Raw genomic sequence first — 21,666 nt, forward strand, 5'->3', positions numbered from 1 at the left:
TCCACGCCGCGCCCCGTAGGGTTTGCCCGCAGGCAGCCGTAGAAATGAGAGAGGATTGAACATGCTGATCTCCCAGATCCTCGACGACGCCGAGACGATCCGCGTCGTCGCCCGCAATGGCGGCGGCAAGACCAGGGTCATCAATGGCGCGCGCAGTGTCTATTCGCTGGCGATGGAGGCCGCGCGCACCGGCACAGGCCTCGAGGCATTGATCGAGCGCAAGGGCTATGGCGAGACGGTCGATCTCGATGCCGCCTATAAGAGGGGCAGGCTGGTCTCGCCGATCAACCATCCGGATCCCGCGCATCTGCATCTCACCGGCACGGGGCTGACGCATCTCGGCTCCGCCGCAACGCGCGATTCCATGCACAAGAAGCTCAGCGAGGGCGGCGAGGCGGAACTCACCGATTCCATGAAGATGTTCCGCATGGGTCTCGAAGGCGGCAAGCCCGCCAAAGGCCAGGTCGGCGTGCAGCCTGAATGGTTCTACAAGGGCAACGGCACGATGGCGGTGGCGCCGGGCGCACCCCTGATGTCGCCTGCCTTCGCGCAGGACGGCGGCGAGGAGCCCGAGATCGCCGGCATCTATGTGATCGGCGATGACGGCGCGCCGTTCCGCGTCGGCTTCACGCTATCGAACGAGTTCTCCGATCACGTCACCGAGCGGGTGAACTATCTGTTCCTCGCCCATTCCAAGCTGCGCAATGCCTCGTTCGGCCCTGAAATCCTGATCGGCGACCTGCCCGCCGACATACGCGGCGCATCACGCATCTGGCGCAACGGCAAGCTGCTCTGGGAAAAGCCGTTCCTGTCGGGCGAAGCGAACATGTCGCACACCATCGCCAATCTCGAGCACCATCATTTCAAATATTCGGCCTTCCGCCAGCCCGGCGACGTGCATGTGCATATGTTCGGCACCGCGACGCTCTCCTTCGCCGACGGCGTCAGGACCGAGGCCGGCGACACGTTCGAGATCGAGGCGCCGGATTTCGGCCTGCCGCTGCGCAATCCGCTGGAGATCGAGAAGCCGGTGAAGGTGGCGGTGAAGGCGCTGTAGCGCCGATCTCCCCCTTGAGGGGGAGATCAGCAGCTTCAGCGCGCTGCCCTGAAATGCTTGGAGAGCTTCAGACCCTGCGCCTGATAATTCGAGCCGAGATCGGTGCCGTAAAGCGCCTGCGGGCGTTTCAGCATGTGCTCGTAGACCAGGCGGCCGACGATCTGGCCGTGATCGAGGATAAAAGGCACCTCGTGGCTGCGCACTTCGAGCACCGCGCGGCTGCCGCTGCCGCCGGCGGCGGAGTGGCCGAAGCCCGGATCGAAGAAGCCGGCATAGTGAACGCGAAACTCGCCGACCAGCGGATCGAACGGCGTCATCTCGGCGGCGTAGAGCGGTGGCACATGCACCGCTTCGCGTGAGACCAGGATGTAGAATTCGTCGGGATCGAGCACCAGTTCGCCGGCGCCGCTCTTGTAGATCGGCTCCCAGAAATCGACGACATCCTGGGCGGCGCGCTTGTCGACGTCGATCAGGCCGGTGTGGTGCTTGCCGCGGTAGCCGACGAGGCCGTCCTTGTCGCCGTCGAGATCGATCGACAGCGCGATGCCGCCGCCGGAAATGTTGGGTGGCTCGGTGGCGACCAGCATCTCGGCGCGGTGAAGGTCGCGCAGCTCGCTTTCCGACAGCACCGCATTGCCGGTGCGGAAGCGGATCTGCGACAGGCGCGAGCCGGCGCGCACGACGATCGGGAAGGTGCGCGGGCTGACCTCGAGATAGAGTGGCCCGTGATAGCCGGCGGCGATCTTGTCGAACTCGTGGCCGCGATCGGTCATCACCCGGGTGAAAATGTCGAGACGCCCGGTTGAGCTCTTCGGATTGGCCGAGGCCGACACGTTCGAAGGCAGCGCCAGGCTTTCGAGCAGCGGCACGATGTAGACGCAGCCTGTTTCCAGCACCGCCCCCTCGGCGAGGCCGATCTCATGCAGCTTCAACCGGTCGAGCTTGTCGGCGACCAGATGATCAGGCCCCGGCAGAAAGGAAGCGCGCACGCGAAACGCCTTGTCGCCGAGCCTCAGATCAAGGCTGGCCGGCTGTATCTGGTCCGAGTCCAGCGCGCGCGGCGACTTCAGCGCGCCGGATTGAAACAGCGCCGCGATGTTCTGATCCGGAAGAATGCCTGTCTGCCGCAAAGGCTGGCTCCGTTCACAAGGCCGGGCGAGGATCTAAGCAGGCTCTTGCCGCCCGGCTGGTACAAACCTCTTAATGAAGCCGGCAATTGACGCAAGCGCGGCGCGGGTCTAAAGGGTCGTTATCCCGTGGTGATTTGGCCGGTCGGCTTGCAGCCACGTTAAACAAGTCGCTAAAGGACCGTCGAGCCGCAAGGCTATATGGACCGGTTGCGACTTCGCGGCCGGTTTTTTTGTGTCTGGAAGCAGGGCTATGAGCACCAAGAAGCGCAACTGGAAACCTCAGACGGCACTCGTGCACGGCGGAACATTGCGTTCCGGCTTCGGCGAGACCTCCGAGGCGATGTACCTCACCCAAGGCTATGTCTATGAGACGGCACAGGCGGCGGAGGCCCGCTTCAAGGGCGAGGAGCCGGGTTTCATCTATTCGCGCTACGCCAACCCGACCGTCGACATGTTCGAAAAGCGCATGTGCGCTCTGGAAGACGCCGAGGATGCCCGCGCCACTGCCTCCGGCATGGCCGCCGTTTCTGCCGCCCTGCTCTGCAGCGTCAAGGCCGGCGATCACATCGTTGCGGCGCGCGCGTTGTTCGGTTCCTGTCGCTGGGTGGTCGAGACGCTGGCGCCGCGCTACGGCATCCAGGCGACGCTGGTCGACGGCACCGACATCGCCAATTGGGAAAAGGCGGTAAGGCCGAACACCAAGCTGTTCTTCCTGGAAAGCCCGACCAACCCGACGCTGGAGGTGGTCGACATCGCCGCCGTCGCCAAGCTCGCCAATTCGATCGGCGCGCGGGTGATCGTCGACAATGTCTTCGCCACGCCGCTGCAGCAGAAGCCCTTGCTGCTCGGCGCCCATATCGTCGTCTATTCGGCGACCAAGCATATAGACGGCCAGGGCCGCTGCCTGGGCGGCGTCATCCTGTCTGACAAGAAGTGGATCGACGAGAACCTTCACGACTATTTCCGCCACACCGGCCCGAGCCTGTCGCCCTTCAACGCCTGGACGCTGCTCAAAGGCCTGGAGACGCTGCCGCTGCGCGTGCGCCAGCAGACGGAGAGCGCCGGCAAGATCGCCGATTTCCTTGCCGAACGGCCGGAAATCGCCCGCGTCATCTATCCGGGCCGGGCCGATCACCCGCAGGCGGATGTCGTCAAGAAGCAGATGTCGGGCGGCTCGACATTGATCTGCCTCGACGTCAAGGGCGGCAAGCAGGCGGCGTTCGCCTTCCAGAACGCGCTCGACATCGTGCTGATCTCCAACAATCTCGGCGACGCCAAGAGCCTGATCACCCATCCGGCGACGACGACGCACAAGAACCTGAGCGACGAGGCGCGCGCCGAGCTCGGCATCGGGCCCGGCACGCTCAGGCTCTCCGTTGGTCTGGAGGACACCGACGATCTGCTGGAAGACATCGAACAGGCGCTGAAGGCGGCAAAGTAGAAGGCTGAGATCGCTGCGGCCGAAGCCTTCCAGAGCCGCAATTCCGGACGGAAAACCGTTTCACACTTTTCCTGGAATTGCTCTAGGCGAGCTCCTCCAGCTCAGTCATCGCCTTGGTGTGGATGGTCATGGCATTGCCGCGCCATTCGACGGCGCCGCCGAACCAGGCGCGCGCCCAGATGGCGGGCAGCATGAAGTCGCGCACGATCATCGCGGTGACGCTGCGCGGCGACAGGTACCAGCCCTTGCCCGAGGCCAGCAGGCACTCCGGCAGGTAGGCGACCGCCAGCACGCACAAGGCCGTTGTGGGCAGGCTGACGCCGGCGCCTGCCGCGGCAATCACTGCCAGCAGCAGCGGCATCGCCGCGCCGGTCAGGATCTCGGGCGCGAAGAACAGCGGGAAGGTGACCCGCCGCAGCCGCGCCCAGCGCGTCTGGCGCGACCAGATCTCGGCGAGCCTGCGCTGGCCGAGCGGCTGCTCGAAAGGCGAGGCGACGAGATTGACGCGCAAGCCCAGGCTGTTGACCAGCTTGGTGGCGGCCGCGTCCTCGGCGATCTCGGCGGCCAAAGCCTGGATGCCGCCATTGGCGTCGAGCGTCGGCTTGTTCCACAGCATGCTCTTGCCCTGGGCGAAGCCGAGGCCGACCGCCTCGCCGGCATACTGCCAGCGCGCCTGCAGCGTGTTGAGGAAGGCGCACTCGACTTCCGCCCAAAAACCGTCCGGCCGCGAGCCGATCGGCGTCGAGCAGACGAGGCCGGTGTCCGGCCGCCATGCCGCCATCAGGTGCTGGACATAGTCTTGCGGCATCAGCACGTTGGAATCGGCGAGGATCACCCAATCGTGCCGCGCCGCCTCCCAGCCCTTGACGCAATTGTTGAGCTTGGGATTGGCGCTGATGCGGTCGTCGCCGATCAGGAGCCGCGCCGGAACCCTGGGGTGGCGCGCGATCGCCGCATTGATGAGCCTCACTACCGGGTCGTCGGCATGCGCGACGCAGAAGATCAGCTCATAACGCGGCCAGTCGAGCGAGAAGGCGCGCTGCAGGGTCTCCTGCGTGAACGGCTCGGCGCCGCGCGAAGGAACAATGATCGAGACCGGCTGCGCGCCAACGGGCGACGTAATGACATGCCGCCGTTTCAGCCGCGACGACGCGAGCAGGATGCTGGCGAGATTGAAGAGAAGAAGGGCTGACGAAGCCAGGCCGGCTGCGATAGTCAGTTCCATCGAGATCTGGTCACTCCCGATAGAGAGTTTCACCGTTTCACGGAAACGGCGAACCACTCTATCTCTTTGTTTTCACGCAATTCCGGACGGAAAACCGCTCACACTTTTCCTGGAATTCCTCTAGGCCGCATGCCGCCGTTTCATCAGTTGCAGAGCGCCCGAGTCGCCCGGCACGGTCTGTGCACACCAACATTGTCGTATGTCACTTAAATGACATTGTTTTTCGGCACCTGCGCTTACAAGGCTGGCAGGATGGTCGGCGCTACGTCTATAGGAGCGGAGCGTGACATATATTCCGCGGCGGCAACCGGAGTGGCCCATGTATCGCGCAGTGACGCGCAACATCGAAGTGCTGGTCAGGCCCTTCTATCTGGAGGACCGTTCCGATCCGTCCGAGAACCGCTATGTCTGGGGCTATCAGGTGACGATCGACAACCGCTCCGACGAATTCGTGCAGCTTCTGTCGCGCTATTGGCACATCACCGACGGCCAGGGCCGGGTCGAGGAGGTCCGCGGCGACGGCGTCGTCGGCGACCAGCCGGAACTCAATCCCGGCGACAGTTATCAATACACTTCGGGCTGCCCGCTCTCGACGCCGTCGGGCATCATGGTCGGCCATTACACGATGCGCAACGGCCGCGGCGAGACGTTCGATATCGCCATTCCGGCGTTTTCGCTGGACATGCCGGGCACAAGGCGGACGGTGAATTAGACGTCAGCGATTAGCGTCTTTCTCCCCGTTCAACGGGGAGAAATGCCCGGCAGGGCAATGAGGGGCAGCGCCGGGCTTCAGAGATTTCCTTGAGGCGGACAACAGCTTCGCCACGGCGGACGCTATCACCGCCAACGTTGGCGCCGCCCCTCATCCGCCCTTCGGGCACCTTCTCCCCGTGGAACGGGGAGAAGGAAGGGCTTACTTCGCAAACTCGGCCGGATCGAAGTCGTATTGCGTCGAGCAGAACTCGCAGGCGACGTGGATGCCGCCGTCCTCGGTCGAGTCCTTGATCTCCTCGGCCGAAAAGCCTTCCAGAATGCCGCGGATCTTCTCGCGCGAGCAGGAGCACTGATCGGCGACCGGCACACTGCTGAAAACGCGTACGCCATGCTCATGGAACAGCCGGTAGAGCAGCCGCTCAGCGCCCACCGTCGGGTCGATCAGCTCCGTCGGCTCGATGGTGCCGAGCAGCGCCAGCAATTCCTGCCAGGAATTGTCGGCCGGATGGTCCGTCAGCTCGCGGTCGTCGCCGTCGCCGCCCGAAATATCGGGAATGCGCATGCGCTCCGGCGCCTGCGGCAGGAACTGCGCCAGGATGCCGCCGGCGCGCCACTGCTCGCGCGCGCCGGCCGGTCCGGGCGTCACCAGCTTGGCGACCGACATCTTGATGTCGGTCGGGATCTGTTCCGACTGGCGGAAATAGGTGCGCGCGGCGTCCTCCAGCGAGGTGCCGTCGAGCTGGACGATGCCCTGGTAGCGCTGCATATGCGCGCCTTGGTCGATGGTCAGGGCCAGCACGCCATTGCCAAGCAGCGTCTGCTGTGAGACCTCGCCGGCCGCGGTCAGCGCCTGCAGCCTGTCGGCATCGAAACGCGCATAGGCGCGCAGCGCATGCGGCGTGGCGAAATCGGCCACCAGCATGTCGACCGGACCGTCGGTGCGGGTCTGCAGGATGAACTTGCCTTCGAATTTCAGCGAGGTGCCGAGCAGCACAGTGAGCACGCAGGCTTCCGCCAGCAGGCGGGCGACCGGCTCAGGATAATTGTGGCGGCTCAAGATAGCGTCGAGCATCGGCCCGAGCTGCACGGTGCGGCCGCGCACATCGAGCGGCGCAACCTCGTAGGGCACGACGTGGTCGTCGCCGGCGAAGCCGAATTCACCGAGTTGGGGTTTATGCTCAGCCAAGATATGGGTTTCCAACATGACAAAACTCCGGGGCGCAGCCATGCCGCCCGATGAGCCGCATGCGTCGAAGCGCGTTTAATTTGCGTGATGGCCCGCACATAGGCATCACATATCCCCAGATCAAGTTGACCCCGATCGGACCGGAAGCGGTCAGGTCCGCCCTTCTCAAGCGCTCAGACACCAGGCCAGCACCGCCTTCTGGGCGTGCAGCCGGTTCTCGGCCTCGTCGAAGACCACCGAATGCGGCCCGTCGATCACCTCGTCGGTGACCTCTTCGCCGCGATGCGCCGGCAGGCAGTGCATGAACAAAGCATCGGGCTTGGCCTTTGCCATCAGCGCCGCATTCACCTGATAGGGCAGGAAGACGTTGTGGCCGCGAGCGCGGTGCTCCTGGCCCATCGAAATCCAGCTGTCGGTAACGACGCAGTCCGCCTGGTCCACGGCTTCCTCGGCCGACTTGGCAAACCGGACCTTGCCGCCATTGGCTTTCGACCAGTCGACATATTTCTCGAAAGGCTCGCTGCCCTCCGGCACCGCGACATTGAGGTTGAAGCGGAACCGCGCCGAGGCTTCGAGCAGCGAATGCAGCACATTGTTGCCGTCACCGGTCCAGGCGAAAGTCTTGCCGGCCACCGGCCCACGATGCTCCTCATAGGTCATGATGTCGGCCATGAGCTGACAGGGATGCGTGTCGTCGGTCAGCCCGTTGATGACCGGAACGGTGGCGTTCTCGGTGAGCTCCAGCAGCCGGTCATGCGAGGTGGTGCGGATCATGATAGCGTCGACATAGCGCGACAGCACTTTTGCCGTGTCGGCAATGGTCTCCGAGCGGCCGAGCTGCATCTCGGTGCCGGTCAGCATGATCGTCTCGCCGCCGAGCTGGCGCATGCCGACATCGAAGGACACGCGCGTGCGCGTCGACGGTTTGTCGAAGATCATGGCCAGCACCTTGCCGGCGAGCGGTTTTGAACGCTCGCCCGCCTTGAGCCTGGTCTTTCGCGCCACCGCGTCGTCCAGCATGATGCGCAGGTCGCCCGCCGAAACGGCGGACAGATCGGTGAAGTGGCGAACACTCATCGGCAGGTTCCAGAACTTATTTCGCGGCTTCGGCCGCAATCGCGTCGGTCAGGCCCTTGGCGCCGGCGCGAATGCGCTCCAGCGCTTCGCCGATCTCCTCGTCGGTGACGGTGAGGGGCGGCAGGAGGCGGATGACATTGTCGCCCGCCGGCACGGCAAGCAGGTGCTGGTCGCGCAGTGCCATGTTCACCTTGGTGTTGGGCATGGCGCATTTGAGGCCGAGCATCAGGCCGGTTCCCCTGATGCCCTCGATGACGTCGGGGAATTCATCCGCGACCCCGGCCAGCCCCTGTTTCAGAAGCAGCGCCTTGCGCTGCACGTCCTCGAGGAAGCCGTCGGCCAGCACCACGTCGAGCACGGCGTTGCCGACCGCCATCGCCAGCGGATTGCCGCCGAAGGTGGTGCCGTGCACGCCGGCCGTCATGCCGGTCGCGGCCTCATCCGTGGCAAGGCAGGCGCCCATCGGGAAGCCGCCGCCGATGCCCTTGGCGATCGCCATCAGGTCGGGCGTGACGCCGGCCCATTCATGCGCGAACAGCTTGCCGGTGCGGCCGATGCCGCATTGGACCTCGTCGAAGATCAAAAGCAGGCCGTGCTGGTCACAAAGCTGCCGCAGCCGCTTCAAGGACTGCGTTGGCACCGCGCGGATGCCGCCCTCCCCCTGCACCGGCTCGATCAGGATTGCCGCGGTCTCCGGCGTGATCGCCTTTTCGGCCGAATCGATGTCGTCGTAAGCCACCTGGTCGAAGCCCTCGACCTTCGGGCCGAAGCCTTCAAGATATTTGTACTGGCCGCCGGCGGCGATCGTCGCCAGCGTGCGGCCGTGGAAGGCGCCCTCGAAGGTGATGATGCGGAAACGCTCGGGATGGCCCTTGACGAAATGATAGCGCCTAGCCGTCTTGATGGCGCATTCCAGCGCCTCGGCGCCGGAATTGGTGAAGAACACCTTGTCGGCGAAGGTGGCGTCGACCAGCCGCTCGCCCAGCCGGCGCTGTTCCGGGATCTCGTAGAGATTGGAGACGTGCCAGAGCTTGGCGGCCTGTTCGGTGAGTGCTGCGACCAGATGCGGATGGCTGTGGCCCAGCGAATTCACCGCGATACCACCCGCGAAGTCGAGATATCGCTCGCCCTTGTCGGTGACCAGCCAAGTCCCCTCCCCGCGGTCGAAAGCCAGGGGTGCGCGAGCAAAGGTCTCGTAAAGCGCCGAACCGCTCATTATATGCGTCTCCGGAACCGGAAATCAAAAAAGCCGCCAATGCGGCGGCCTTTGCGGCTTATCATGTTTTTCGGCCATGAAGTCAACGAAAACGTCATGCAGAAGCGCGTGGCAAAGCCCTGACGCCACGCCGGCTCATAAATAGACCGGCAAGTTGGGGAAAACCGAAAAAACCGAATCGTGTTGCCCCGGGGACTCTTGTCACCGAGTCAGCGCATAAGGTATTTGTAGTCGAGAAATAACTAGATTTCGTGCGGCGGACCTAATCACCCGGTATATGTGGTGTCGTTTGCCCGGCGGGAGCCGGGTCGGGAACGGATTCTGACTACCGCACGCCTCAGCAGGAGCGCGCCCCATGAATTGGACTGACGAGCGGGTAGAACTTCTCAGGAAGTTGTGGTCGGAAGGCCTGAGTGCCAGCCAGATTGCCGCACAGCTTGGCGGAGTGAGCCGTAACGCCGTCATCGGCAAGGTGCATCGCCTGAAGCTGTCGGGACGCGGCCGCGCGACGGCCGCCCCGGCGCGCCAGAAGAAGGCGACGCAAGGCGCCTCGATGCAGAAATCGGTGACCCGCGCCGCAAGCGCCACACGTCATGTGACGACGACGATCGGCGCCACAGCGCTGCAGGTGCAGTTCGACGCCGAGCCGGTCGCGCGCCACTATATCCGCCCGGTCGAGAACGTCGTGGTGCCGATCTCACGCAACCTGCAACTCGTCGAACTGAACGAACGGACCTGCAAATGGCCGAACGGCGATCCGCTCTCGGAAGACTTCAGCTTCTGCGGCAACGACGCCGCCGAAACGGGACCCTATTGCAAGTATCATTCACGGGTTGCATTCCAGCCGGCGGCGGAGCGGCGCAGGGCAAGATAGGGGAACAGGGGAGTAAGGCAGTAGGGGGAAAGAGCGCTTCATGCGCTACGTTTCGCAGCCATTCGCTCCCTATTATCTACTCCATTACTCCCCTATTTCACAGCCATCCATTCTTCTTGAACCGCCAGTACAGGAACGCGCAGATCAGCGCGATGGCTACCAGGACTGTCGGATAGCCATATTCCATCTTCAGTTCCGGCATGTCGGAGAAGTTCATGCCGTAGATGCCGGCGAAGGCTGTCGGCACCGCCAGGATGGCGGCCCATGAGGCAAGCTTCTTGGAAATAGCGGTTTCCTGGCTCTGTCCCACGAGCAGGCTCGCTTCGAAAGCGAAGGCCAGAACCTCGCGCAGGCTATCGATCTTTTCCTGAACGGTGCGGATATGGTCGGTCACGTCGCGAAACAGCGGATGCATGGCGGCATGGATCTGCGGCAGGTCGGCACTGGTCAGCCGACGGCAGACCTCGACCAAAGGCAGCGCCGCGTTGCGCAGGCGCAGCAGATCGCGGCGCAGCATGTACAGACGCTCGATATCGGCGCCGGTCATCGGCTTCAAAAGCACCTTGTCCTCGATCGCCTCGACCTCGTCCTCGATCTGCTCCAGCACCGGCATGTAGTTGTCGACGATGAAATCGAGGATGGCGTAGAGGACGAAATCCTCACCCTTGGCCAGCGAATGCGGGCAGCTTTCCCAATGCTGGCGCACGGCGGCGTAGGAGGTCGACGGCCCGTGCCGGACGCTGACGATGTAGCCGGTGCCGACGAACAGATGCGTCTCGCCGAAGGTGACGCGGCCGTCGATCAATTGCGCGGTGCGGGCTACGATGAAGAGGGCGTCGCCATATTGCTCGATCTTCGGGCGCGCATGCGGATGCTCAGCGTCCTCGATCGCAAGGTCATGCAGGTGAAACTGCGCCTGCACCCTGAGCAGAAGGTTGCGGTCGGGCTCGAGCAGGCCGATCCAGACGACATGGCCGGGTTTTGCCGCCCATTCGCCGGCCTGTTCGATGGTGATGTCGGCAACGCGCTTGCCGCCCGAATAGACGCTGGATGCTATGATGCCCGACATTGGGGCCGGGGTCAGGTTCCGAACTTGTTCCATCGCAAACCTCCCGGGACTGCGACTGACAAATCGCTGTCCCTGGAGGAGCTTAACCTAAATTAGGAAGCCGTTCGAGAGGCGCCTGTTCACTTAGCCGGCACCGTGCCGGGAAGCACGATCTTGTCGGTCTTGTCGCCCTTCGGCCGGTCGGCAGGCATCTGGTCGCCCGTGACGATGTAGTAGATCGTCTCCGCGATGTTTGTGGCATGGTCGCCGATGCGCTCGATGTTCTTGGCGCAGAACAGAAGATGCGTGCAGGGCGTGATGTTGCGCGGATCTTCCATCATATAGGTCAAAAGCTCGCGGAACAGCGAGGTGTACATGGCGTCGATCTGGTCGTCCCGGTCGCGCACCAAGCCGATCCTCTCGACCGAGCGCGAGGCATAGACGTCGAGCACTTCCTTGAGCTGTGTCAGCGCCAGGTTGGCAAGCGCCTCGATACCGCGGAAAAGGCTGTTCGGCTGGCGGCCGTCGACCGAGGCAACGCGCTTGGCGACGTTCTTGCCCAAATCGCCGACACGCTCGATATCGGCCGAGATGCGGATGGCGCCGACGATCTCGCGAAGGTCCGTCGCCATCGGCTGGCGCCTGGCGATGATGATGATGGCCTTGTCGTCGATCTCACGCTGCCCCTCGTCGAGGACGAGATCGTCCTGGATGACCTTCTGAGCGAGGCCGTGATCGACGTTCACCAGAGCCGCCACCGCCTGTTCGACCATGCGTTCAGCATGCCCGCCCATCGCGGCGATGCGCTTCGACAGATACTTCAGTTCTTCGTCATAGGCACTGACGATATGGACGGACTGCATGGATATGCCTTCCCGGTTTGTGCCGGCTGGTGCTTTCCGTCATCCGTCGCTGATACGTGAACCGCATGACAGAATGAAGAAAATTCCGGTTAGCAACCGATACACAATCAGCGAGCCGGCAAATGAACCGTGAACGCCGCGCCCTTGCCGACTTCCGACTTGATGGACAGTCTTGCGTTATGACGGGTCAATATATGCTTGACGATCGAAAGGCCAAGCCCCGTGCCTTTCTGGCTGCGGCTGCTTTCGACATCGACACGGTAGAAGCGCTCGGTGATGCGCGGGATGTGTTCTTCGGCGATGCCCGGGCCATAGTCCCTTATCGTGACGTCGAAGCCCGGCTGTTGGCCATCCTCGCTGCCGGCGATCGATACGGTGACGCGCCCGCCCGACTGGCCGTATTTGCAGGCGTTCTCCAGGAGATTTTCGAAAACCTGGAACAGTTCGTCGCGATCGCCGGGAACGACAAGCGGCCCATTGACGAATTCCCGCTCGATTATGACGCCATTCTCACCGGCCAGCGGCCCGAGCGAATCGATGACGCTGTCGATCGTCTGGCGAAGGTCGACTTCCGTGCCCGGCCCCAGATAGGGCTTCATCTCCAAGCGCGACAGCGAGAGCAGATCGTCGATCAGGCGGGCCATGCGGCCGGTCTGGTTCTGCATGATCTGCAGGAACTGGTCGCGCGCCGCCGCATCGTTGCGGGCCGGCCCGCGCAGCGTCTCGATGAAGCCGGCGATCGAGGCGAGCGGTGTGCGCAGCTCATGGCTGGCATTGGCGATGAAGTCGGCTCGCATGCGATCGATGCGGCGCGTCTCGCTCTGATCCTTGAACACCAGCACGTAAAGGCCGGTGGCATGGCCGACCGTGGACGCGCTGACCCGATAGGTCCGTTCCACCGGCAGCTTTTCGGTGTAATCGACCGCATCGGCGGCGACCTGTCCCGACAGGATGCCATCCAGCAGCGCCTGCATTTCCGGCGCGCGGAACTTCAATGACAGCGACATGCCCGGCGCCAGCCCGCCGAAGGCGGCGAAGGCGGCGGCGTTGGCGTGAACGATGGTGGCGGAATGGTCGAAGATGATCAGCGGATCGGCGACCGCCGCCGCCAGATACTCGCCCGATAGCCTCTGCAGCCCGCTTGCCTCGATCGCTGCTCCTGCATCGGCTGGCTGGCGTCCGGCATCCGTAGGCAGCATCGCTGCGGCCGCGAGCACAGCCAGCGCCAGCACCAGCACATAGCCGGAGATGCCGGCGAAAAAATAAACGGCAAGGACCGCGAGAACACCCGCGCCAAGCAGCCAGCGGTTGCGCGACAGCCGCGCCGCCAAGGCTTGCCCCTTGTTGTCTCGTCCCGCGCCCGTCTCTGCCATAGGCCCGCGCCACCCCGCATCCCGTTCGATCGGTCAGCCGGCTCGCTGGACCGGCCTGACGCATGGGACCTGGAAATCAGGATCGATTTTCGCGAAGGTTCATGCGCAAAATCAAAATGCTGCAGTGTCTTTGCGCCCGAACGCGCGCTGCGCTGCACAGGCTCCATAGCATGAGTCCGCAAACTGGAAAGGTTCGTCCGGATGAAAAAGGCCAAGGAAACGGCTGAAGCGGTGCCAGCCACGGCACCGATCAAGATCAAGATCGATGGCAAGGAGCGCGCGTTCGACATCGACAATCCGGTGCTGCCTGACTGGATCGAGGACAACAAGCTCACGGCTGGCGACTATCCTTACGACAAGAAGATGAAAGGCAAGGACTACGACAAGGAGCTCGAAGGGCTACAGATCGAACTGGTCAAGGCACAAGCCTGGCTGCAGGCGACCGGCAAACGGGTGATGGCGCTGTTCGAGGGCAGAGACGCCGCCGGCAAGGGCGGCACGATCTTCGTGCTGCGGCAATATATGAACCCGCGCACGGCACGCAACGTCGCGCTGCCCAAGCCCACGCCGACCGAGGCGGGACAATGGTATTACCAGCGCTATGTCGACCATTTCCCGGCTTCGGGCGAGTTCGTCACTTTCGACCGCTCCTGGTACAACCGCGCCGGCGTCGAGCCGGTCATGGGGTTCTGCACGCCGGAGCAGCACGAGAAATTCCTCGACGAGACGCCGCATTTCGAGCGGATGATCTGCAACGAAGGCATCCATTTCTTCAAATTCTGGCTGAATATCGGCCGCGAGACGCAGTTGGAACGGTTCCACGATCGCCGCTGGTCGCCGCTGAAGAACTGGAAGTTCTCGCCGATCGACATCGCCGGCGTCAGCAAATGGGCCGACTACACCAAGGCGCGAGACCAGATGATCGAGCGCACGCACAAGGAGTTCTCGCCCTGGATCGTCGTGCGGGCCAACGACAAGCGCCGCGCCCGGCTCGCGGTGATGCAGCGGATCCTGCTTTCCCTGCCCTATGACGGAAGGGACCTCGACGCCGTCGGCAAGCCCGACAAGAAGATCCTCGGCGAGGGGCCAGGGTTCCTTAAAGACTAGCGTTGCTACACCGGGATTCGCCAGCTTCCGTTTGTTACGCGGTTCCGGACGGATTACAGCGCCGCGCGCCTTCCGAGCGGCGCTGATGTTTTATGCCTGCCGCTCAGGCGGCCAGGCGAGCGATCCGCTGCAGCCGCTTCAGCGTGGTGTCATCCTGAAGCGCCTGCTGGAACAGCGTGATCTCGTGGTCGATGCGGTCGCATAAGACGTCCGTATCGCCCTTGAGCAGGCTGCGCGTCTGCAGCAATGCCGCCACCGGCTTCTTGGCCAGCTGTTTCGCCCGCGCCAGCGTTACCTCCTCGGCGCTGCCTTGCGTCACGATCTCGCCGATCAGCCCGAGCGCCTTGGCGTCTTCGGCGCCGAGCGTGTCGCCCAGGCAGAAGAAGCGGAAGGCGCCGGCATAGCCGAGCTTCTGGGGCGCCAGAATGCTGGTCGCCGCGTCCGGCACCAGGCCGAAATCGACGAACGGCACTCTGAAGGTGCTGCCCCTGGAAGCGATCACCATGTCGCAATGGAACAGGATAGTGCAGCCGACGCCGACGGCATCGCCGTCAACGCAGGCCAGCACCGGCTTGGGGAAGGTCGCCAACATGCGGAACATGTCGGTGACGGCGGCGATCAGCTCTCGGTGCTTGGTGGCGTCCAGGAACTCCGAGAAGTCGCCGCCAAGGCAGAAGCATCCGGCAAGGCCGCGCAGCATGACGACGCGGACCTCGTCATCTACCGCTGCATCGTTCAAGGTCCTGGCGAGGCTCGCATAGGCGTGCCTGTCGAGCACCGGCCGGCCGTCATGGGAGGACACGGTGACGACCAGCGTATGGCCACGCAGTTCCGGTTCTGGATGGAAACTCATGACCGCCTCCATCACGATGCCTGCCTCAGGCCGAGCTGGCCGGGATAGCCCCGGTTCAGCACCGGCAGGAAGTGGTTGCGGCGGGCCCGCACGACCTGGAGTGTGTGCTCGGTGAAGGTGAGCAGCGTCGCCACGACCTGCTGGTTGCCATAGGTGCGCTGGTAGCCGAGCGGCGTCGCCAGGAAGTGCAGTTGCAGGGCGCGCAGCACCCACATCGGTTCGAACTCGATAATGACCTGGTCGACGTTGCGCTTCAGGCCCCATTCGACGAAGCCGGCGATGAGCTCGGTGCCGACCGTCGAGACGCCGCGTTTGCCGTCGCGAAAACCTGGAGCCACCGCGTAGCGGGTCAGCTCCCAGACATTCGGCCCCGAGGGCGACGGCCCCTCGCAGAGATCCGACAGAACGTCCGTCAGAAGATGCGGCCGGGTGGTCGGCAGCATGCGCTGGTAGCCAGCCAGTTCGCCGTTGCGGATGACGAGGTGGTGTTCGGCCTCGTCATGATCGAACTGGTCGATCTCGAGCTGGTCGGGACGATCAAGATCGGTCCATCCCATCTCCTCGACGAAGATCTTGTAGCGCAGGCGATGAACCGCCTCCCAGAGATCGGGACGTTCCATCAATTCCTGAGTGGTAAGGGCAAAAAGCATTAGCCGCCTCCTGGGCTTGAGAGGAAAATACGGCCGTGATGTCCCTTAAAATATTGCGCGAAGGCGCAGGCAAGAATTTCTAGGTCGGCACGGCCGACCTAGCTAATATAGCCGCGCCGAATCGCCTCCGCGACTGCCTGCACCCGGTTGGCTGCACCCAGTTTGCTCTTGGCGTTAAGAAGGTGTTTCTCGGAAGTGTGTTCCGAGATGCCGAGGATTTGCGAGATCTCCCATTCGGACTTGCCGACGGCCGCCCATTGCAGGCACTCCCGCTCACGCGCCGTCAATTCTATGTGATCGATGACGCTGTCGGCCTTGGTGTGCAGTTGCATCGCGCGGCCGATCGCATAGGTCGACGCCAGCGAGACCATTCCGAATTCCGCATCCGACAGTTCAACGGATTCGCCGCCCAGCGAGACCATGACAATCTGTCCGTCGAGCGTGACGAGCGGAAATGCCAGGCCGTCGCGCAGCTTGAACTCGCGGGCGTCTCCCATGACTTCGTCGCTGCTCTTGTCGATCAGAGCATTCTTGGAGGCGTCCCGCCATTGGAACGGCGCCTGAAGCTGCTTCATGTGACTGACGACCGGGTCGTGATCGACATAGTTGCGCGCCACATAGCGCTCCAGCCATTCGCCGGGCCAATCGCAAAGCATCACATGCTGTTTCTGTCGGCCGCGCGGCGTGCCCGGCTGCGGCACGGTTCCCGCCATCAGTGCGGTCAGGCCGAAGTTCGAGGTGACGCTGAGCAGCCGTTCACAGACCGCGGCCGCGGTGCCAGCATGCTGCAACTGGTCTATGTATTCCAGAGTTCTGTCGAACAGGCCCATCGCAACATCTACCCCATGTTGCTTCTGTTTTTTCGTTACCGACGGTTGATGCCCGAACACCCCTTGGCCATCAACCCCCGCGTCGCAATCTCCTCAACAAAACCGGCAGTTCCCTCCCGGCACGCAAGGTCACTTGCAAACGCACTAAACCATACGCCTAATTCGGCCGCTTGAAATCAAAAACCGTTGTGCCTGCCCCGTTTTCATACGAAAAGCTAAGGAACGGGGACAGGTGCGGAGCCATATCGTGATCTTGCGGTGGATATTTCTGGCCCTGATGTCGGTGCTGGGCGGGGTGCTGCCCTTTTCCGGGGCGACTCAGGCGGCGGAGCCGCAGGTGCCAGTATTGTGGGACGCCAAGGAGCGGCTGCCGAAGCCCGACCTCTCCGCGCTGCCGCGGCTTAGATTCCTCACCACCACCGATTTTCCGCCCTTCAACTTCCTTGACGGCTCGGGCCGGCTGTCGGGATTCCACATAGATCTGGCGCAGGCGATTTGCGCGGAGCTGGGCATCGTCGAGAAATGCCAGGTCCAGGCGTTGCCGTGGAACGAATTGGAGGACGCTCTCCAGAAAGGCGAAGGCGAGGCGATCATCGCCGGCATTGCCGCGACGCCGGGGAGCCGGGAGAAATACGCCTTTTCGCGCTCCTACATGCAATTTCCGGCCCGCTTCATCATGCCCAAGGCGAAGGCCTTCGCCGAGCCGATCCTCGACAAGCTGCGCAGCAAGCGGGTCGGCGTCATCGGCGGCTCGGCACATGAAAAAATGCTGCGCGACTACTTCAACACCGTGCAGGTCGTGACCTTCGACACACCGGAAGACCTCTACGCCGACCTCAAGGCCGGCAAGATCGACGCCGCCTTCGGCGACGGCATGCGCTTTGCCTTCTGGCTGGGCGGCTCCGACGCCGCCGGCTGCTGCCGCTTCGCCGGCGGCCCCTATCTGGCGCCGGAATATCTAGGCTCGGGCATGGCGATCGCCACCCGCAAGAACGACGCCGCGCTTGCCGCCGCTTTCGACTACGCGCTGCAGGAAATCTCGATCAAAGGCACCTTCGCCGAGTTTTATCTGCGTTATTTCCCGGTGAGCTTTTTTTAGGCCTGTTAGCTTCTTTAGGTGAGCGTGCGCAGACGCGCCTTCGCGGCACGCGCGATCGCAGCCACCGTCAGCGTATCGAGATCGAGCTTGAGGCGGATGAGCTGCAGGACGCGCAGCTCCTCCATGCGCATCTCGAGATCGACTGCGGCAACCTCGAAAGCAGCCGCATAAGCGGTGTCGCGCAGCCGATCCGGCAGCGCTTCGGCGACGCGCGCCAGCACGCCTTCCAGCCCGTCTTTCTCATGCAGCGCCTTCTGGCAGGCTTGCGCCACCTGAACCAGCCTGTCCTGGTTGAAATCGACGAACACCGGCCAGGAGCGGACGACGTCGCCGATCCGCGCCAGCTCGACATCGGTCATGTCGCGATCTGAAGCCGATGTGATGACCATCAGGTGGATCAGAGCTTCGTGCGGTGTCAATGAAGGCATTCAAAACTCCTTGAAAGTGAGGCTCGAACGTAGGAGCGCGATTGTGGCGCCGCAAGGAAAACCGCCGCAAATCGTTGACGCTCCGGCCTCGCGCGCCTAGAGACCGGTCGACAAATTTTATCCGCCGCGCTGACGGCCATGACTGGAACTTCGACATGACGGGATCAAACATCATCGATCTCAATCCCGAGATGCTCGCCGCGGCGGCCGAGAGCAAGGCCTGGCCGTTCGAGGAAGCCAAGAAGATCATCGCCCGCTACAAGGGCAAGGATTTCCCCGAAACCGTCCTGTTCGAGACCGGCTACGGCCCGTCCGGCCTGCCGCATATCGGCACCTTCGGCGAGGTGGCGCGCACGACCATGGTGCGGCATGCCTTCCGGGTGCTGACGCAAGACAAGGTCAAGACCAAGCTTCTGTGCTTCTCCGACGACATGGACGGCATGCGCAAGATCCCGGAGAGCGTGCCGGACCGCGCGGCGCTGGAGCCCTATCTGCACATGCCGCTGACGTCGGTGCCCAATCCGTTCGGCGGCGACTATGCGAGCTTCGCCGACCACAACAATGCGATGCTGTGCCGTTTCCTCGATACGTTCGGCTTCGACTACGAGTTCGCCAGCGCGACGCAGTACTACAAGGCCGGCCGTTTCGACGAGGTGCTGCTGCGCGCCGCCGAACGCTATGACGAGATCATGGGTGTGATGCTGCCGACGCTGGGGCCGGAGCGCCAGGCGACCTACAGCCCGTTCCTGCCGATCTCGCCGAAGAGCGGCCGTGTGCTCTATGTGCCGATGATAAATGTCGACGCCAAGGCCGGCACCATCACCTTCGACGACGAAGGCACCGAGACGACCCTGCCTGTCACCGGCGGCCATGTGAAGCTGCAGTGGAAGCCGGATTTCGGCATGCGCTGGGCGGCGCTCGGCGTCGATTTCGAGATGTTCGGCAAGGATCACCAGACCAATGCGGTGATCTATGACCGCATCTGCAACATCCTTGGCGGGCGCGCGCCGGAGCATTTCGTCTACGAGCTGTTCCTCGACGAGGAAGGCCAGAAGATCTCGAAGTCGAAGGGCAATGGCCTCACCATCGACGAATGGCTGACCTACGCGCCGACGGAGAGCCTCGGCCTCTACATGTATCAACGGCCGCGGCAGGCGAAGAAGCTCTATTTCGACGTCATCCCGAAGGCGGTGGACGAGTACTACGCTTTCCTTGGGGCCTATCCGCGCCAGGACTGGAAGGAGCGGCTCGGCAATCCGGTCTGGCATATGCATGATGGCAACCCGCCGGCCATCGACCTGCCGGTACCCTTCGCGCTGCTGCTCAACCTGGTCAGCGCCTCCAACGCGCATGACAAGGCGGTGCTGTGGGGCGTCATCTCTCGGCATGCGCCGGGCGTGACGCCGAAGACGCATCCGGAGCTCGACCGGCTGACCGGCTATGCGATCCGCTATTTCGACGACTTCGTGAAGCCGACCAAGGTCTACCGCGCCGCCGACGAGGTGGAGCGCGAGGCGCTGGCCAAGCTTTCCGACGCGCTCGGTGCGCTGCCGCAGGGCGCCGACGGCGAGGCGATCCAGAATGCCGCGCTCAACGTGGCGCGCAAGATCGAGCGCTACCAGGATCATTCCAAGCAGAGCCCGGAAGGCGGGCCTGGCGTGTCGGTCGCCTTCTTCCAGATGATCTATCAGGTGCTGATCGGCCAGGAGCGCGGACCGCGCTTCGGTTCCTTCGCGGCGCTTTACGGCATCGCCGAGACGCGCGCGCTCATTGAGCGGGCGCTGGCTGGTCAACTGGCGGCGTAACGGTGCCGCCATCGGCCGGCAGGATCGAATCCTGTACCACCGGCGCCGGCCCTGACGCGGCTGGCAGCGCCGGCAAGCCGTCAAGCTTCGGCGCCGGGCCGAAAATACCCTTCCTGGCCGTGCGGGCCTTGTTTTCGGCCTCGACATAGGGGCCGCCTTGCGCGGCGCGCGCCCAGCCGTTCTCGACCAGCCACTGGCCGATGTCCTGATTGCCGATATGGCATTCGGCGGAAATGGTATCGCGACCGCCGTCCGGCGGCACAGTGCAGGCGACCGCACGGCCACGCAGGAATGCGCGGAAGGCTGTCCTGGCACGCACGCCGCAGGCCCAGCTCTTGCCCTCGTCGCTGCAGGTTTCGTCGGCCTTGACGACATCCACGCCGGACACGGCGACGGCATAGCCCTTCGACTCGATCAGCCCGGCGGCGGTGGCGACCGGCTGGAACAATTTTGTGCCGTTCCAGTCGCCCGGCATCTTCGTTTTGGGCGGCTTGGGCGGCCCGGCCAGCGCCAGATCGCTGAGCGGTGCCCGCGGCTCCACCCGTTCGAGTTCCTGGTCCGACAGGTCCGGCAGCGCCACGACGTCGGGATCGATGGCCCTCGAATGAGCGGCGGGCTTCGGTGGCTGCGGAGCGGCCGGCGCGGGAATGGCCGAGGTCGCCGGCTCTTGCGCGGCATCAGAAGCGGAAAGGATGTCCCCGCCGGTGGGAAGCGCATCGGCGATGGGATCGATCTGATCGACCGTGACAGCGCTTTCGTGGCCCTTGACGATGTGTCCGCCGGCAACAACGAGAGCCGCCATCGCGGGAATTGCGAGAACCGCCAGGGCTGTCTGAAGAAGCCGCATAAGCGTGGCCTACTGGCTCGCCCAGACGATGCGCGCCATCCATTCGATATCGCGCGTCGGGATGTCACGGTCCGGGTGGGCGGGGTTGAGCGAAACCAGCACGATCGATTTCATCGTCTGCCGGTCAAGCACCTTGGCCATCACCTCGCCGGCGGTGGTCTTGACCACAACACGATCGCCCTTGCGTGTCGGCGCGCCCGGTTCGACGATCAGCACGTCGCCATTGCGGTAGAGCGGCAGCATGGAGTCGCCCTGCACCTGCAGCGCGTAGGACGTCTCGGTCGCCCGCGCCGGAAGCTCGACCAGATCCCAGCCCTGCCCCGCCGGATAGCCGGCATCGTCGAAGAAGCCGCCCGCGCCTGCCTGGGCGAAGCCAAGCAACGGTACGGCGCGGCGCTGGTGGGCGGCGGAGACTCCGCCGCGTCCTTCGACCAGTCCGGTGAATTCCTCCAGCGAAGCGCCGGTGGCCTCGATGATCTTGGCCAGCGATTCGGTCGAGGGCCAGCGCGGCCGGCCGTCGGACGACAGGCGCTTCGATTTGTTGAAGGCCGTCGAATCAAGACCCGCGCGCCGGGCAAGACCGGAAGCCGACAGCGAATAGCGCTCGGCGAGAGCATCGATTGCGGCCCATACGCGGTCGTGTGAGAGCACGCGCGCGCTCCTTCAAAACAGGAAAAAATGCCTCAGCCTGTCTAGCGCGCGACCACACCATTGTCCACCAGTAGCGATGGACCGGGATGGAAAGTGATACGCTGGCACAGATATGCCTGGTTCGGCACACCAATCGAACCGACTTTCATCGCCGACCCTGTAAGGCCCTCGGCCCGACGCCGTGGCCATGGT

The 21,666-nt window shown here is 63.7% G+C and carries 21 protein-coding genes and 1 riboswitch; of the genes, 7 read left to right on the forward strand and 14 right to left on the reverse strand.

Going from position 1 to position 21,666, the window contains the following annotated elements:
* Positions 1-61 precede the first annotated feature (61 nt).
* Entirely contained in the window at positions 62-1,057 is a 996-nt protein-coding gene (gene araD1 / locus O7A05_RS29390) for an AraD1 family protein (protein WP_337096651.1), read from the forward strand.
* A 35-nt stretch (positions 1,058-1,092) separates the two neighbouring features.
* On the opposite strand, the gene O7A05_RS29395 is transcribed toward araD1, so the two are convergent.
* A complete protein-coding gene (locus O7A05_RS29395) occupies positions 1,093-2,187 on the reverse strand; it encodes a 2'-deoxycytidine 5'-triphosphate deaminase (protein ID WP_337096653.1) in 1,095 nt (364 codons plus the stop codon).
* Between the two features lie 116 nt (positions 2,188-2,303).
* Positions 2,304-2,381, forward strand: a riboswitch (SAM riboswitch).
* 56 nt (positions 2,382-2,437) lie between these two features.
* Between O7A05_RS29395 and O7A05_RS29400 the strand changes: the two genes are divergently transcribed.
* Positions 2,438-3,628 (forward strand): O-succinylhomoserine sulfhydrylase, encoded by a 1,191-nt coding sequence (locus O7A05_RS29400; RefSeq protein ID WP_337096655.1) that lies wholly within the window; start codon positions 2,438-2,440, stop codon positions 3,626-3,628.
* Between the two features lie 82 nt (positions 3,629-3,710).
* Here the strand turns inward: O7A05_RS29400 and O7A05_RS29405 are convergent, their stop codons facing one another.
* Positions 3,711-4,853 (reverse strand): ceramide glucosyltransferase, encoded by a 1,143-nt coding sequence (locus O7A05_RS29405; RefSeq protein WP_337096656.1) that lies wholly within the window; start codon positions 4,851-4,853, stop codon positions 3,711-3,713.
* Between the two features lie 319 nt (positions 4,854-5,172).
* Here O7A05_RS29405 and apaG point away from each other — a divergent pair, with 319 nt between their 5' ends.
* The gene (gene apaG, locus O7A05_RS29410) at positions 5,173-5,565 is read left to right on the forward strand and encodes a Co2+/Mg2+ efflux protein ApaG (protein ID WP_337096657.1); all 393 of its coding nucleotides are present in this window, start codon (positions 5,173-5,175) and stop codon (positions 5,563-5,565) included.
* 201 nt (positions 5,566-5,766) lie between these two features.
* On the opposite strand, the gene O7A05_RS29415 is transcribed toward apaG, so the two are convergent.
* From O7A05_RS29415 to O7A05_RS29425, 3 genes are all read right to left on the reverse strand, one after another.
* Positions 5,767-6,795: an Hsp33 family molecular chaperone gene (locus tag O7A05_RS29415; protein ID WP_337096658.1), complete on the reverse strand. Its 1,029-nt coding sequence runs from the start codon at positions 6,793-6,795 to the stop codon at positions 5,767-5,769.
* 123 nt (positions 6,796-6,918) lie between these two features.
* Positions 6,919-7,830, reverse strand: a complete 912-nt coding sequence (gene argF / locus O7A05_RS29420) for an ornithine carbamoyltransferase (protein WP_337096659.1) — start codon at positions 7,828-7,830, stop codon at positions 6,919-6,921.
* Positions 7,831-7,846: 16 nt separating this feature from the next.
* Positions 7,847-9,046, reverse strand: a complete 1,200-nt coding sequence (locus O7A05_RS29425; protein WP_337096660.1) for an aspartate aminotransferase family protein — start codon at positions 9,044-9,046, stop codon at positions 7,847-7,849.
* Positions 9,047-9,401: 355 nt separating this feature from the next.
* Between O7A05_RS29425 and O7A05_RS29430 the strand changes: the two genes are divergently transcribed.
* The gene (locus O7A05_RS29430; protein WP_224581766.1) at positions 9,402-9,920 is read left to right on the forward strand and encodes a GcrA family cell cycle regulator; all 519 of its coding nucleotides are present in this window, start codon (positions 9,402-9,404) and stop codon (positions 9,918-9,920) included.
* A gap of 97 nt (positions 9,921-10,017) precedes the next feature.
* Here O7A05_RS29430 and O7A05_RS29435 read toward each other — a convergent pair whose 3' ends face one another.
* The 3 genes from O7A05_RS29435 to O7A05_RS29445 all read right to left on the reverse strand — a co-directional run bounded on the left by O7A05_RS29435 (position 10,018) and on the right by O7A05_RS29445 (position 13,204).
* Positions 10,018-11,022: a magnesium and cobalt transport protein CorA gene (locus O7A05_RS29435; RefSeq protein WP_337096663.1), complete on the reverse strand. Its 1,005-nt coding sequence runs from the start codon at positions 11,020-11,022 to the stop codon at positions 10,018-10,020.
* Between the two features lie 86 nt (positions 11,023-11,108).
* Positions 11,109-11,831, reverse strand: coding sequence for a phosphate signaling complex protein PhoU (gene phoU, locus O7A05_RS29440; protein WP_337096665.1), 723 nt, complete (start codon positions 11,829-11,831; stop codon positions 11,109-11,111).
* Between the two features lie 107 nt (positions 11,832-11,938).
* Positions 11,939-13,204: an ATP-binding protein gene (locus O7A05_RS29445; protein WP_337096667.1), complete on the reverse strand. Its 1,266-nt coding sequence runs from the start codon at positions 13,202-13,204 to the stop codon at positions 11,939-11,941.
* A 201-nt stretch (positions 13,205-13,405) separates the two neighbouring features.
* Between O7A05_RS29445 and ppk2 the strand changes: the two genes are divergently transcribed.
* A complete protein-coding gene (ppk2, locus tag O7A05_RS29450) occupies positions 13,406-14,311 on the forward strand; it encodes a polyphosphate kinase 2 (RefSeq protein WP_337096668.1) in 906 nt (301 codons plus the stop codon).
* A gap of 103 nt (positions 14,312-14,414) precedes the next feature.
* Here ppk2 and O7A05_RS29455 read toward each other — a convergent pair whose 3' ends face one another.
* The 3 genes from O7A05_RS29455 to O7A05_RS29465 all read right to left on the reverse strand — a co-directional run bounded on the left by O7A05_RS29455 (position 14,415) and on the right by O7A05_RS29465 (position 16,644).
* Positions 14,415-15,164, reverse strand: coding sequence for an enoyl-CoA hydratase-related protein (locus tag O7A05_RS29455; protein ID WP_337096669.1), 750 nt, complete (start codon positions 15,162-15,164; stop codon positions 14,415-14,417).
* An 11-nt stretch (positions 15,165-15,175) separates the two neighbouring features.
* The gene (locus O7A05_RS29460; protein WP_337096671.1) at positions 15,176-15,814 is read right to left on the reverse strand and encodes an acyl-homoserine-lactone synthase; all 639 of its coding nucleotides are present in this window, start codon (positions 15,812-15,814) and stop codon (positions 15,176-15,178) included.
* Between the two features lie 98 nt (positions 15,815-15,912).
* Positions 15,913-16,644, reverse strand: a complete 732-nt coding sequence (locus O7A05_RS29465; protein ID WP_337096673.1) for a LuxR family transcriptional regulator — start codon at positions 16,642-16,644, stop codon at positions 15,913-15,915.
* Between the two features lie 277 nt (positions 16,645-16,921).
* On the opposite strand from O7A05_RS29465, the gene O7A05_RS29470 reads away from it, so the two are divergent.
* Positions 16,922-17,743: a transporter substrate-binding domain-containing protein gene (locus O7A05_RS29470; protein ID WP_337096696.1), complete on the forward strand. Its 822-nt coding sequence runs from the start codon at positions 16,922-16,924 to the stop codon at positions 17,741-17,743.
* Positions 17,744-17,757: 14 nt separating this feature from the next.
* On the opposite strand, the gene O7A05_RS29475 is transcribed toward O7A05_RS29470, so the two are convergent.
* Positions 17,758-18,171 (reverse strand): tellurite resistance TerB family protein, encoded by a 414-nt coding sequence (locus O7A05_RS29475; protein WP_337096674.1) that lies wholly within the window; start codon positions 18,169-18,171, stop codon positions 17,758-17,760.
* 155 nt (positions 18,172-18,326) lie between these two features.
* Between O7A05_RS29475 and O7A05_RS29480 the strand changes: the two genes are divergently transcribed.
* The gene (locus O7A05_RS29480; protein ID WP_337096675.1) at positions 18,327-19,976 is read left to right on the forward strand and encodes a lysine--tRNA ligase; all 1,650 of its coding nucleotides are present in this window, start codon (positions 18,327-18,329) and stop codon (positions 19,974-19,976) included.
* Here the strand turns inward: O7A05_RS29480 and O7A05_RS29485 are convergent.
* Both O7A05_RS29485 and O7A05_RS29490 read right to left on the reverse strand, forming a co-directional pair.
* A complete protein-coding gene (locus tag O7A05_RS29485; RefSeq protein WP_415927072.1) occupies positions 19,939-20,823 on the reverse strand; it encodes a thermonuclease family protein in 885 nt (294 codons plus the stop codon). The two genes, O7A05_RS29480 and O7A05_RS29485, sit on opposite strands and share 38 nt — an antisense overlap.
* A gap of 9 nt (positions 20,824-20,832) precedes the next feature.
* A complete protein-coding gene (locus O7A05_RS29490; protein ID WP_224581777.1) occupies positions 20,833-21,474 on the reverse strand; it encodes a S24 family peptidase in 642 nt (213 codons plus the stop codon).
* Positions 21,475-21,666: the final 192 nt, after the last annotated feature.

This window comes from Mesorhizobium argentiipisi (SeqCode) (assembly GCF_037179585.1).
GTDB classification, from domain to species: domain Bacteria; phylum Pseudomonadota; class Alphaproteobacteria; order Rhizobiales; family Rhizobiaceae; genus Mesorhizobium; species Mesorhizobium argentiipisi.